Here is a 12345-nt window from a genome sequence, read left to right as displayed (position 1 = left end):
ATGGCGTCGGCTATGCCCGGTAGCGGGCATTGACTGGAGGAGTGGACGATGATGGTGCTGATACCCGGTTTGCTGCTGTTCCTCGGCGTGCACTCGGTGCGCATCGTCGCCGGCGGCTGGCGTGGCTTTCTCGCCGTGTTTCCTGGTCAGTTACACCACGGCGGCGCTGAACGACTCGGGCCGCCGCGCAAGCAGATGGGACAGCCGTTGCAGACCTGCTTGCAGGCGGCCACGGTCCTTGATGCTGCCCAGGGAAATCCGAATGGCATTCACCGATGCGCCGCCGGTGGCGAATGCCTCCGCCGGCGTGACGGCGATGCCGGAGCTGGCGGCGGCATGCGCCAGCTGCGAGGAGTTCCAGTACGCCGGCAACTCGATCCATACATGCAGGCCGTCTTCCGCGCCGCTGTAGCGCCCCGCCAGGATATCGCGCGCCATCCGGTGGCGCAGGCGCGCCTCCTTGCGTACGCCTTCCATCAAGCCGTCAGCCGAACCGTCGAGTATCCACTGCGTGGCCAGTGCGGCCGTCAGCGGCGCGACCATCAGCGCAAAGGATCGTAGCGCGACCAGGAAGCGTTCGCGCTCGAACGGGTCGCGTAGCAGCACGAAGGCGACACGCAAGCCGGGCGTCAGGCATTTCGACAGGGTGGAGATGTAGACCACCTGTTCCGGGGCAAACGTGGCAATCGGCGGCGGCGGGGCCTCGGCAAGGAGCCAGTAGGGATCGTCCTCGACGATGCGTACATTGCAGCGCTGCGCGACGCTGGCGAGCTCCTTGCGCCGGTGTTCCGGCATGGTGATGGCGGTCGGGTTGTGCAAGGTCGGATTGAGGTAGACCAGCCCGGGCTTGTGCCGGCGGCACGCTTCCTCCAGCATCTGGGGCAGCATCCCGTGCTTGTCCGCTTCGACGGCAATGAGGTGCCGGCCGAATTGGGTCGCTGCGGTACGCAAGCCGGGATAACTGATTGGCTCGGTCAGGATGACCTCGCCAGGCTCCGTCAGCGCAAGGATCAATGCGGCGATCGCCGCTTGCGCACCCGGACACACGACAACCTGCCGAGCATCCAGATCTCCGAACATCGGTGCCAGCCACGTGGCGCCAGCCTTGCGGTCGGAGTCGCTTCCCCCGCCCAGGTGATAAGTCATCAGCAATTCATTGTCTGACCTCATCAATACTTGCGACAAACCTTGTTTCAACATGTCGTCGAAGTCCACGCCATCCGGCGGTGGCGGGGTATTCATGCTCAGGTCGAGGATGGCGGTCAATTCGACTTTCGGCGCCGCGGCATAAGTGCCGCGGGCGCCGCGGCCCTCGAGCAAGTTGCGGCGCCTGGCTTCGTCGTAGGCGCGCGTGATCGTCGTCAGGTCGACGTCCAGCTGTGCCGCCAGCTGGCGCTGCGTAGGCAGGCGGTCGCCCGGCTTCACCGATCCGACTGCCAGCGCCGCTTGCAGGGCATCCGCAATCTGCAAGAAACGTGGCCCTTTGTTCCCGGCCAGGCGGGGCATCCAGATAGTCAAATGTTCATCTTGTATGGTTTTTAACTGGGACATTTTGTCTCAATGTATGGAAATTGTTTTCAGGTAGTATGCATCAGAACGTACAGCAGCACCATCCTTGCATGGCAGTTGCTGACGTTTTCTCCTCTCTCCTTTGCATTCGGCAAATCAATGGGCAAGATGCCATGGTTATTTCATAGCTGGATATAATGAAAGACTCAAGCCGGGAATGCCGGGGGGATGGTTTGAGCAGCAGCTGCTGAAGCGGCGTGTTGAGGCAGTGCTCCCCGCGATAGATAGTGTCAAGTAATAGACTGGAAATACGCAAAATGATCGATTGGACTCCTATAGTCTTCGTTACCTTCAAGGCTTTCGTGCTTTGCACGGGCATGTTCTTCGCCATCAAGTGGCATTACGATCAAGGGAAGAAGGACAAGGATAAGGCGAAGCAGAACCGCGCGGTGCTGCGCGCAAGCGGCAAGGTGGTCGCAGTCTTCATGCTATTGCTGCTGGCCTTGGGGATCGTCACCTTCTTCGTCGTCAGGATGGCCGGTCTGGAAATGACCTTCCTTTGATGGCAAGGAATCGTCGGCCGCTATCCAGTGATGCGGCCGCAAATCCTGATGCGGCCAGGGCCGCATCGGCATGCCATCAGGCATTGCCTTGATGTGCTTCATGGCCCTAGCTCAGGGCATGGGCAAATTGCCGCTGGCTTTGAGTTGAGCGGGCGTTTCTTTGCGCGCGGAGACTTTGTCACGCCAGCGTTCGAACGCGAGTACGGCAATTTCCGCGCACCAGTCCCCTGAGCGTTTCATGGCGTAACGCCCATCCGTTCTTATCGGGTTTAATCGGGAGTGATCGGCTTGATCAGGCAAGAAAAAAGCCACTAAATCCTTGATTTTATTGGATTTAATGGCTTGATCGGTACTTCTTTGATGTGTTCTGTGGTGCCGGGAGCCGGAATCGAACCGGCACGCTGTTTCCAGCGCGGGATTTTGAGTCCCGTGCGTCTACCTATTCCGCCATCCCGGCAACGCGAGACGCATTATCACTGATTTGTCACAATCTGGCAAGTTTTATGCTTGGCGTGCGTTTTGCTCAAGCCTGGCGAATCTGTGACGATGCCGATTCCAGCGCAAGAAGCGGAGTGCCGCGCCCGGCTTGCCGGCCTATCTTTTCCCTTTCAACCACTTGAAGGGGAAGCAAATGTTGCAACTGGAAAATAAGGTCGCCATCATCACGGGCGCCAGCTCGGGCATCGGCCACGCGGCGGCGCGCCTGTTCGCGGGCGAGGGCGCGCGGCTGGTACTGGTGGCGCGGCGGCGGAAGGAACTCGAGGCGCTGGTGGCGCAGCTGGCGGACGGCGGCGCGCAGGCCGTGGCCTGCGTGGGCGACGTGGCCGACGCCGCGTGCGCGCAAGGGGCCGTGGCGCTGGCGCTGCAACGCTTTGGCGGCCTCGATATCGCTTTTAACAATGCGGGCAGCCTGGGGCCCATGGGACCCACGCCGGAGCTGGCGCTGGAAGACTGGCAAGCGGCGGTCGACACCAATCTCACCAGTGCCTTCCTGGCGGCCAAATACCAGCTGCCCGCCATGGCGGCGCGCGGCGGCGGCTCGCTGATCTTCACCTCGACCTTTGTCGGCCATACGCTGGGCATGGCCGGCATGGCGGCGTATGCGGCCAGCAAGGCGGGCGTGATCGGCTTGACGAAGGCCCTGGCGGCCGAGTATGGCGCGGCCGGCGTGCGTGTAAACGCCCTGTTGCCGGGCGGCACGGATACGCCCATGGGGCGCGCGGTGGCCGACACGCCCGAAGCGCTGGCCTTCGTGGCGGGCTTGCATGCGTTAAAACGCCTGGCTACGCCGGACGAGATCGCCCGCTCGGCGCTGTACCTGGCGTCCGATGCATCGAGCTTTACCACCGGCACGGCGCTGCTGGCCGATGGCGGCGTGTCCGTCGTGCGCGCATAGGGCATGCGCAGAAACGCCGACGGCCCGGGGATGAGCCGGGCCGTCGGTGTCTTGCAGCTTACCTTACGCTACATCAAGCTCAGTTGTGAACCGAGTTCAGCTGGCGCGCGATGATGTCGTGGTTGAGCCAGACGACGGGCGCTGGCGGTTCCGACATGGTGTGGAACATCAGCGGACCCGTGCCTTCCAGCACCAGCGAGCTCAGGTGGTCGGTGATCAGTTCCTTGCGGTCCTTGTGCAGCTTGGTGATGTCGTCCGAGGTGCCGATCATGACGTCGGCCAGCTCTGGCGTGTTGTCCATCGGCCAGGCGGCGAAGTTGCGGAACTGCACGCTGGTGGCGTCGCCGTTGTAGGCGGCGATACGGTCGAGCAAGTCTTGCAGCGACACGCCGTCTTCCAGCAAGCCCTGGCAGATTTTCCACTGCTCTTCGGCCCAGGCGCCGCCGCCTTCTTTTTTCAGCGCGTCGAGCAGGGGGAACAGCGACAGTTCCACGCCGACGAAAATGTCGGACGAATTCGTGCGGATTTCCGGGCAATTGAAGACGGTCGCCTTGATGCCTTTTTCCCACGCGGCCTTGGCCACGTTTTCCAGGCGCATCTTGGCCAGGCCTTGCGTGTAGTTGCTGTAGGTTTGCCACTGGTACTTGCCGTCGATCAAGATCTCGGTACCGTGGTAGCCGTAGGCGCTGTAGCGCACCTGGCCGCCCGTTTGCTCGATGCGGGCGCGGATGGCGGCGCTGCCGTCGATCAGGTGCTGCAGGGTGTTGGCCGTGACTTCGTCGAAGTTCATCAGGATCAATTTACCCAGGTCGCTGTCGAGCAGGGCGCGCGAGGACATGAAGCGCTCGCCGCGGCCTTTGTAGATGCGGTTGGCGATGGCCAGGAAGACCTTGACCTTCGGAATGCCGCCGGCCATGGTGTGGGCGAAATACACATTGCTGCCGTCAGGAATCAGGCTGTCCAGCTCGGCCATGGCTTTCGCCACGGAAGCGCTGAAGCGGGCGACGCCGGCTTCGCGGCAGCGTTCGATCTGCGCCCAGTCCAGCTTGTCTTCCTGCCAGCTTTTCAGGGTCATGTCGGCCAGCAGGGCCGTCGGCGTCGGTTCGCCGGCCGGCGCGTCGAGGTCGAAACCGGCCATCAGCGGCACATTGATGATGCGCCCGCCCAGGTTGGCTTCGGCTTCGGCCAGCTCTTCCGCGTTCAGCGGACGCAGGGCCATGTTTTCATCGCGGCGGCCGACCGTCATGCCGACGATATTCATGCCCGCCTTGCGCGCTTCGTCCAGCAAGCCATTCACATAGCCGCGGCCGAACAGCTCGCCGAACAGCACAAAGGTGTCGCCCTTGCGGAAGATATTTTTTTGCGGGATGTCTCTCAGGGACGTGATCTCGGTCATGGTGTCAATTCATTCAAAAATTAGCAGGGCAGACGGCTAAACGCGCTGCCTGCAGGTTCAACATAGTTGTAAATTATGCGCCATTTCAGCCGTAAAAATCTTCTTGCGAACGATTCTCGTCTGGAATGGCATCTTCTTCTGCGGTGGAGCTCTTATTCTTTCGCCATGGCGTATTTTACGCTGCCGCGGCGCACAGCGCCCGCGGACTGGCCCGGCAGGCGCCGATATTACCCCAGCTTGGCCATGCTGGTCAGAAAAATTGACCTAAAACAAATCCTGCTGCCCCGAGACCAGGCGCGAAAAATCGTCGCCCAGGAAGGGCAGTATCGCGTCGGCCACGGGCTGCAGCTGGCGCGTCAGGTAATGCTGGTAGTCGATGGGCGAGCGCTGCGTTTCCAGCGGTTCCGGCCCCGCCACCGTGATGACATAGCTGATCCAGCCGCCGTTCTGGTATTGCAGCGGCCGTCCCTGCGCCAGGTTGTAGGCGTCGGCCGTGCGCGCCGCGCGCACGTGGGGCGGCACGTTGCGCTGGTAATCGTCGAGCGGGCGGCGCAATCGCTTGCGGTAGACCAATAAAGCGTCGCATTCGCCGCGCACCGTGCGCGCCACGTAGTCGCGCACGTAGTCCTGGTAGGCGGCGCGCTGGAAGATGCGCCGGTACAGCTCTTGCTGGAATTGCTGCGCCAGCGGCGTCCAGTCGCTGCGCACGGTTTCCAGGCCCTTGTAGACCATCTCCTCGCTGCCGTCGGGCTTGCCGACGAGGCCAGCGTAGCGCTTCTTGCTGCCTTCTTCCGAGCCGCGGATGGTGGGCATCAGGAAACGCCGGTAATGCGTCTCGAATTCCAGCTCCAGCGCATTGTCCAGGCCGAACTCCTCGCGCAGGTGCCGGTTCCACCAGGCATTCACGTGCGCTACCAGGGCGCGGCCGATCTTGCCCGCTTCTTCGTCGCTATGCGCCGTTTTCAGCCACACAAACGTGGAATCCGTGTCGCCATAGATCACCTGGTAACCCTGTGCGGTGATCAGCTCGCGCGTGCGGTGCATGATGTCGTGGCCGCGCAAGGTGATCGACGAGGCCAGGCGCGGATCGAAGAAGCGGCAGCCGCTGGAGCCCAGCACGCCGTAAAACGCGTTCATGATGATTTTTAACGCTTGCGACAGCGGCGCGTTGCGTTCGCGCTTGGCCGCCTCGCGGCCCTGCCACACCTGTTCCACGATGGCCGGCAGGCAATGTTTTACACGGGAAAACTGCGCGCCCCGGTAGCCGGGCACGGTATCGGCTTCGTCGCCGCTGGTGCCCACCACCAGCCCCACGGGGTCGATCAGGAAAGTGCGGATGATGGATGGGTACAGGCTTTTATAGTCGAGCACGAGCACGGAATCGTACAGGCCCGACTGCGAATCCATGACGAAGCCGCCGGGGCTGTTGTCGCCGGAGACGTCGCCCAGGTTGGGCGCCACATAGCCCTGCCGGTGCATCAGCGGCAGATACAAATGTTCGAAGGCGGCCACGGAGCCGCCGCTGCGGTCGGCCGCCAGGCCCGTCACGCTGGCCCGTTCCAGCAAGAAGGTCAGCAGCTCGGTCTTGGCGAAGATGCGCGTGACCAGCTCGCAATCCTTGAGGTTGTAGCGGGCCAGCGCAGGTTTATCCTCGCGGAAACGCCGGTCGATCTCGGCCATGCGCTGGTAGGGGTTGTCGATGGACTTGCCTTCGCCCAGCAGGGTCTGCGCCACGTTTTCCAGGCTGAACGAAGAAAAATTCCACGTCGCCGAGCGCAAGGCTTCGATGCCGTCGATGATCAGGCGTCCGGCGGCAGCGGCAAAGTAATGCTCCTGCTTGCCGCCATGCTCGCGCCATTCCATCACGGCGCCGCCGCGTCCCAGCCGCAAGGGCACTTGATAACGCTCAGCATGTTCCTTGAGCACGCGCAAGTCGAACTGCACCAGGTTCCAGCCGATGATGGCGTCCGGATCGTGCCGTTCCATCCACGTGTTCAGGCGCTCGAGGATCTGCGAGCGCGTGTCGCAGTATGCGAGGTCGAAGTCGAGTAGCTCATCGCCGCCGTTTGGCGGCCCCAGCATGTAGACCTGGCGCTGGCCGCAGCCTTCCAGGGCCAGCGAATACAGCTCGCCATGCGCCGTCGTCTCGATATCGAGCGATGCCAGTTTTAATGTGGGGCGGTAGCCGGGCGCCGGCCTCAGCTGCACTTCCTGCCCTGTTTCCCCGCTGAACGATACCGGCGCCGTAATAAAGCGCTCCATCAGGTAGCGCTCGGGCGGGCGGATGTCCGCTTCGTACACGTCGACGCCGTGTGCGCGCAGCTGCTTTTCCAGTTTCAGCAAATGCCGGTATTGCTTGCAGTACAGCCCCAGCACGGGACGGTGGTGAAAATCGCACAGCGACAGGGGCCGCAGCTCGGCATGGCGCTCGCCGCGCAGCAGCTGTTGCGCCTGTTCCTGCTGCTCCATGGGGATAAAGGCGACGGCCGTCTGCACGGGCAGGCGCACGTGGCGGGGCCCGGCGTCTGTTGCCAGCCAGAAATCGACCTCCGTGCCATCGCGCGTGTCGCGCCAGTGGCGGGTCAGGATAAAGCCCTGTTCGGGCGGGTGCTGCGCGTTGCCTGTCATGGTGCGTGAGTGTCTGGTGTGCTGGCCTGCACATTACAGCAAGCTGATGCAGGGCGGGGGCGGTTGCGGCTATAATTTTCTGCATCGAAGACGATAACAAGAGCGCGCCGCGCCACCCACCCCGGAGACAGCATGCAAGCAATGAGTTATGTACATGGCGCCCACGAGACGCCGTTGATCGGCGAAACGATAGGCGCCTACCTGGATGGCATCGCCGCCCGCTATGGCCAGCACGACGCCCTGATCGTGGCGCACCAGAACGTGCGCTGGACGTATCTGGAATTCCAGCAGCGCGTGCACCGCCTGGCCGCCGGCCTGTTGAAACTGGGCTTGCAGCCGGGCGACCGGGTCGGCATCTGGTCGCAGAATTGCGCCGAATGGGTGCTGACGCAGTTTGCCACGGCGAAAGCCGGTTTGATCATGGTCAACATCAACCCCGCCTACCGGCGCTCGGAACTCGAATACGTGCTCGACAAGGTGCAATGCAGCGCGCTGATCCTGTCGCCCAGCTTCAAGTCCAGCGATTACCTGGCCATCGTGCAGGACGTGGTGCCGGAAATCGCCCGTTCGCGCGCCGGCGCCCTGCAATCGCCGCGCCTGCCGCAATTGCGCCACGTCATCCGCCTGGGCGCGGCCGCCACGCCGGGCATGCACAGCTTCGACGCCCTGATGGATGGCATCACGGATGCCGACCTGGCGCGCCTGGAAGAAGTGAGCGCTACCTTGCAGTTTGACGATGCCGTCAACATTCAGTTCACTTCCGGCACCACGGGCGCGCCGAAAGGCGCCACTTTGACGCATCACAATATCCTGAATAACGGCTTTTTCATCGGCGAAGCCATGCGCCTCACCGAACAGGACCGCTTGTGCATCCCCGTGCCCCTGTACCACTGTTTCGGCATGGTGCTGGGCAACCTGGCCTGCGTCACGCACGGCGCGGCCATGGTGTTTCCCGGCGAAGGGTTTGATCCGAAGGCCGTGCTGGAAACGGTGCAGGCCGAGCGCTGCACGGGCTTGCATGGCGTGCCGACCATGTTCATCGCCATCCTCGACCATCCTGATTTCAAGCAATACGATCTGTCGAATTTGCGCACCGGCATCATGGCCGGCTCGCCCTGCCCGATGGAAGTCATGACGCGGGTCATCGAATTGATGCACATGGCGGAAATCACGATTGCGTATGGCATGACGGAAACGTCACCCGTCAGCTTCCAGACGTCGATCGAAGACCCGCGCGAGATGCGCGTGTCGTCCATCGGCCGCGTCCACCCGCACCTGGAAGTCAAGATTGTCGATGCGGAAGGCCGCATCGTGCCGCGCGGCGAGAAGGGCGAATTGCTCACGCGCGGCTATTCCGTGATGCAGGGCTACTGGGGCGACCCGGAAAAAACAGCCGAAGCCATCGACGCGGCGCGCTGGATGCACACGGGCGACCTGGCCGTCATCGACGCCAACGGTTTTTGCAGCATTGTGGGCCGCTCGAAGGATATGGTGATACGCGGCGGCGAAAACATCTACCCGCGCGAAGTCGAGGAATTCCTGTACCGCCACCCGAGCGTGCTCGACGTGCAATGCGTGGGCGTGCCCGATGCCAAGTATGGCGAAGAATTGTGCGCCTGCATCATCTTGCGCCCGGGCACGCAGGCCACCAGCGAGGATATCCGCGCCTTTTGCGACGGGCAGATCGCCTATTACAAGATTCCCCGCTATGTGCGCTTCGTCGAGGAATTCCCCATGACGGTGACGGGCAAGATCCAGAAATACCTGTTGCGCCAGCAGGTGGCGACGGATCTGGGGCTGAGCGGGGACTAAGTCTTTCGCCCGCGCATAAAAAAACACCGGGACGCTCGCGCGGCCCGGTGTTTTTTATTGATCCTGCGTAAAGCTTAAGCCAGTTGCGCTTGCGGTGCGCGCGCTGGCGTGCGGCGGCGCACGAAGGCCAGCAAGCCCAGGCCGGCCAGCAGCATGGCGTAGGTGCCTGGTTCCGGCACGGCCGACACGTTCACCGTGTTGAAGCCGGCGCCGTTCATGGAAACGTGGCCATAATTGATCGAGCTGACCGAATTGGCGACCAGGGTGCCGTTCATGCTGCCCGAACCGGAAAACGCGCTGTTCGGCGCCAGGATGCTGCCGTTGATGCCGACGTTGTTCAGGTTGGTGGTGGTGGCATTGGCGAAGTTGAGCAGCGTGCGGTCGGCGAAGCTGCCGAAATTGTCGAAACCGCCGCTCATGGTGATGTTGGTGGCCGTGCCGTTGATGATGATGCTGGCCGTGCTTTTCAGCGACGACACGTCCAGGGTCAGGTTATGCAGGTCGTTTGCAGCGATGGTGAAGACATTCACGTCGGCGTTGACGTCGCCCACCAGCTTGAAGCCGCCCGATTGCGAAATCACGGTGCCGTTCGATTGCAGCTTGGCAACGTCGCCCGACAGGGTCGTCAGCTGTTGCTGGGCGGCCGCAAAGTCCAGGGTGGAGGCATTGCCCTTGCTGATGTTGCTGGTTGGGAACCATTGTGGGGCTGTCAAGGTGGCGTTGGGGTTGCTGACGCCATACACGGAGGAACCGACGATGGTGCCCCAGCCCGTGTTCAGGTTACCGCCAGCAACGATGGCGTTGGTCGCGCTGCCTGGTTTTTTATTCGTGCCAACGTTGTAGTTGTCCAGGTAGATATTGCCGCCAGCGGCCAGGCTGCCGCTGACGCTGGTGAAGCCGCTGGCCGAGCCGCTGCCGATGTTGCCGAAGATGAAGGCCGAGTAGCCGTTGGCGACGCCGAGGTCAATCACGGTCGCCTGGGCCGAGGCACTGAAGGAGAAAGCGAACAGGGCGGCGCTGATGAGCGGCAAGGTGCGTGTAGCAAATAATTTCATGGACAATCTCATGGTGAATGGGGGGACGAATCGGGCGGGAAAGCAAGACACCGCCATCGCGCAAGCCATCATTATAATCTAAAAAACAATTTTAGTTCAATTTAGGTAATTAAGTATATTTAAAAGCAACACTTTTGCTGTTTGCAAAGCTTGCTTTACGGGCAAGAAAAAACCGGGCTAGCCCGGTTCTTTTCATGTGCTACCTGACGCGCTGGTACAGGCGGAAACGTTCCACGTCATCCGTGGGGCGGCGCCCTTCCCACAGCTTGATCCAGTCCGCACCATGGTGCTCGGGCAGTTTCTCCTTGCTGTCGGGAACCTTGATGCTGTCTTGCAACAGGAACACATCGCACTGCTGTTGCCCCACGCTGGCAAACGGCAGGTGGCCGAAGTAGGCGAACGAGGCGCGCTGTGCGGCGCCGACGTTGCTGTTGATGCAACTGCTGCCTGGCGGCAGGTGAATGGAAATCTGGTGCGCCACGCTGGCGTAGCTCTTGCTGTAGTTCAGCGGCGGCAGGAACAGGGTCATGATCAGCACCCAGATCAGGATCAGGCCGCCGGACGACAGCACCACGGCGCGCCACAGCACGGCAGGCTGGCGCGAGATGCGCCAGTGCACCAGCGTTACCCAGCCGGCGCTGGCGCAGGCGGCCACGAAAAAGGCCAGCAAGTCCAGTTCAGGCTTGAAGCCCGGCATGAGTTTCAGGGCATTGTGCGACAGTTTCGGCGGCCAGCCCGTCAGGATGGCGAACCAGAACAGCCACAGCGCGAGGGCGCAGATGGTCAGCACCATCACGGAGAACCAGTCGATGGCGTTGATGGCGCCCCGTTTCATGGTCAGCAAGCCAAACGCGGCCATGACGGCCAGCGGCGGCAGCAGGGGCAGCAGCTGGCTCGGGTCGGGATCGGGATGGCACAGGCCCAGGATGGCCAGCATGGCGACAAAGGTCAGCGGCACGACGATATGCAGCACGTGGTGCTGGCGGCGCCAGGCATACACGGCCCAGGCGGCGAACGGCCAGGCAGGCCAGAAGAACCAGATCCCGACACGCAAGAAATATTGCACGCTTTTCAGGCTGGGCGCGCTGAATTGGCGGCAATTCCATTCCATCCACGCTTGCAGCGGCGAATGGCCGTACGGCTGCAGCCATTCGCCCGGCAGCAGCCAGACGAGGGTCAGCGCGACGCCGATCAGGATGGCCAGCGCCAGGTGGCGTATGCTGCGCAGCAAGGGCAGGCGCAGGAAGACGGTGCATAGCAGCAAGGCGATGCTCAGCGCCGCCGGCGTGATCCAGCCGCGCGCCAGGGTCAGGCCGCCCATCGCCAGGCCCAGCAGGGCCGCATTGCGCACGGATGGGCCTTCCATGTAGCGCACGGCGCGGTACAGCAAATAAGCCATCAGGGAGACGTACAGCGCTTCGGCCGTGATGTCGTGGCTGTGCTGCAGCAGGCCCAGGCAGCCCAGGTAGATGAGCACGGCGGCATCGGCCAGGGTGCGGCCGAAATCGTCCGGCTCCGGCTGGCCGCCGAAGGCCAGGCGCAGCGGCTGGGCGTCGTTGCGGCGGCCCAGATTGAAGGCCGTGTACCAGACGGACAGGGTGCTGACGACGAAGATGCCGATGGTCGACATGCGCGCGCCGAAGACGTCGCCGTCGATCCAGCCGAACAGCTTGATGAAGATGGCGCCCAGCCAGAAGGCCAGCGGGCCTTCATCGGGCAGCGACAGGCCGGCCACGTTGGGCCACAGCCAGTCGTTCAGGCCGCCATGTGCCATGGTCCACATGATGCCGAAACTGGCGGCGTCATCGTTCTTCCACGGTTCGCGGCCGATCAGGCCAGGCAGGATGTACAGCAGGCCGAGCGCAAACAAGGCCCATCGTGGCAGCGCGAGTGTGGCAGCGGCGGGAAGGCGGACTGGCTTCATTGATAATCGGTATCAGAATAGTGGCAAGACGCGACGAATGGCGTCGGGTATGCGCGAGTATA

The 12345-nt window shown here is 62.5% G+C and carries 8 protein-coding genes and 1 tRNA gene; 3 read left to right on the top strand and 6 right to left on the bottom strand.

Translation table 11 applies throughout. The features are described 5' to 3' along the window. Window positions 1–150 precede the first annotated feature (150 nt). On the bottom strand, window positions 151–1551 hold the full coding sequence (locus IGS61_RS07605) for an aminotransferase-like domain-containing protein (RefSeq protein WP_230539029.1): 1401 nt from the start codon (window positions 1549–1551) through the stop codon (window positions 151–153). Between the two features lie 275 nt (window positions 1552–1826). On the opposite strand from IGS61_RS07605, the gene IGS61_RS07600 reads away from it, so the two are divergent. Next, window positions 1827–2072, top strand: coding sequence for a hypothetical protein (locus IGS61_RS07600; RefSeq protein ID WP_230539028.1), 246 nt, complete (start codon window positions 1827–1829; stop codon window positions 2070–2072). A gap of 370 nt (window positions 2073–2442) precedes the next feature. Here IGS61_RS07600 and IGS61_RS07595 read toward each other — a convergent pair. Beyond that, window positions 2443–2529, bottom strand: a tRNA-Leu gene (locus IGS61_RS07595). Between the two features lie 174 nt (window positions 2530–2703). On the opposite strand from IGS61_RS07595, the gene IGS61_RS07590 reads away from it, so the two are divergent. After that, entirely contained in the window at window positions 2704–3468 is a 765-nt protein-coding gene (locus tag IGS61_RS07590) for an SDR family oxidoreductase (RefSeq protein ID WP_230539027.1), read from the top strand. Between the two features lie 79 nt (window positions 3469–3547). Here the strand turns inward: IGS61_RS07590 and IGS61_RS07585 are convergent, their stop codons facing one another. Then, window positions 3548–4864: an enoyl ACP reductase FabMG family protein gene (locus IGS61_RS07585; protein ID WP_230539026.1), complete on the bottom strand. Its 1317-nt coding sequence runs from the start codon at window positions 4862–4864 to the stop codon at window positions 3548–3550. 264 nt (window positions 4865–5128) lie between these two features. Then, window positions 5129–7492, bottom strand: a complete 2364-nt coding sequence (locus tag IGS61_RS07580; protein WP_230539025.1) for a DNA polymerase II — start codon at window positions 7490–7492, stop codon at window positions 5129–5131. Window positions 7493–7624: 132 nt separating this feature from the next. On the opposite strand from IGS61_RS07580, the gene IGS61_RS07575 reads away from it, so the two are divergent. Next, entirely contained in the window at window positions 7625–9304 is a 1680-nt protein-coding gene (locus IGS61_RS07575; RefSeq protein WP_230539024.1) for an AMP-binding protein, read from the top strand. A gap of 74 nt (window positions 9305–9378) precedes the next feature. On the opposite strand, the gene IGS61_RS07570 is transcribed toward IGS61_RS07575, so the two are convergent. Further along, a complete protein-coding gene (locus tag IGS61_RS07570; RefSeq protein WP_230539023.1) occupies window positions 9379–10359 on the bottom strand; it encodes a choice-of-anchor A family protein in 981 nt (326 codons plus the stop codon). Window positions 10360–10558: 199 nt separating this feature from the next. Beyond that, window positions 10559–12283 carry an ArnT family glycosyltransferase gene (locus tag IGS61_RS07565; RefSeq protein ID WP_230539022.1) on the bottom strand — a complete coding sequence of 575 codons (1725 nt, stop codon included), beginning with the start codon at window positions 12281–12283 and terminating at the stop codon, window positions 10559–10561. Window positions 12284–12345 lie beyond the last annotated feature (62 nt).

Source organism: Janthinobacterium sp. FW305-129 (assembly GCF_020858115.1).
In the GTDB taxonomy this organism is placed as follows: Bacteria; Pseudomonadota; Gammaproteobacteria; order Burkholderiales; family Burkholderiaceae_D; genus Janthinobacterium.
Note: the sequence above shows the minus strand (reverse complement) of the source record. Positions and strands in the feature narration are given on the sequence as shown.

What these genes read in the sequence shown, in the direction of transcription:
- IGS61_RS07605 (WP_230539029.1), bottom strand. Translation starts at nt 1,551, where the DNA reads ATGTCCCAGTTAAAAACCATACAAGATGAACATTTGACTATCTGGATG.
- IGS61_RS07600 (WP_230539028.1), top strand. Translation starts at nt 1,827, where the DNA reads ATGATCGATTGGACTCCTATAGTCTTCGTTACCTTCAAGGCTTTCGTG.
- IGS61_RS07590 (WP_230539027.1), top strand. Translation starts at nt 2,704, where the DNA reads ATGTTGCAACTGGAAAATAAGGTCGCCATCATCACGGGCGCCAGCTCG.
- IGS61_RS07585 (WP_230539026.1), bottom strand. Translation starts at nt 4,864, where the DNA reads ATGACCGAGATCACGTCCCTGAGAGACATCCCGCAAAAAAATATCTTC.
- IGS61_RS07580 (WP_230539025.1), bottom strand. Translation starts at nt 7,492, where the DNA reads ATGACAGGCAACGCGCAGCACCCGCCCGAACAGGGCTTTATCCTGACC.
- IGS61_RS07575 (WP_230539024.1), top strand. Translation starts at nt 7,625, where the DNA reads ATGCAAGCAATGAGTTATGTACATGGCGCCCACGAGACGCCGTTGATC.
- IGS61_RS07570 (WP_230539023.1), bottom strand. Translation starts at nt 10,359, where the DNA reads ATGAAATTATTTGCTACACGCACCTTGCCGCTCATCAGCGCCGCCCTG.
- IGS61_RS07565 (WP_230539022.1), bottom strand. Translation starts at nt 12,283, where the DNA reads ATGAAGCCAGTCCGCCTTCCCGCCGCTGCCACACTCGCGCTGCCACGA.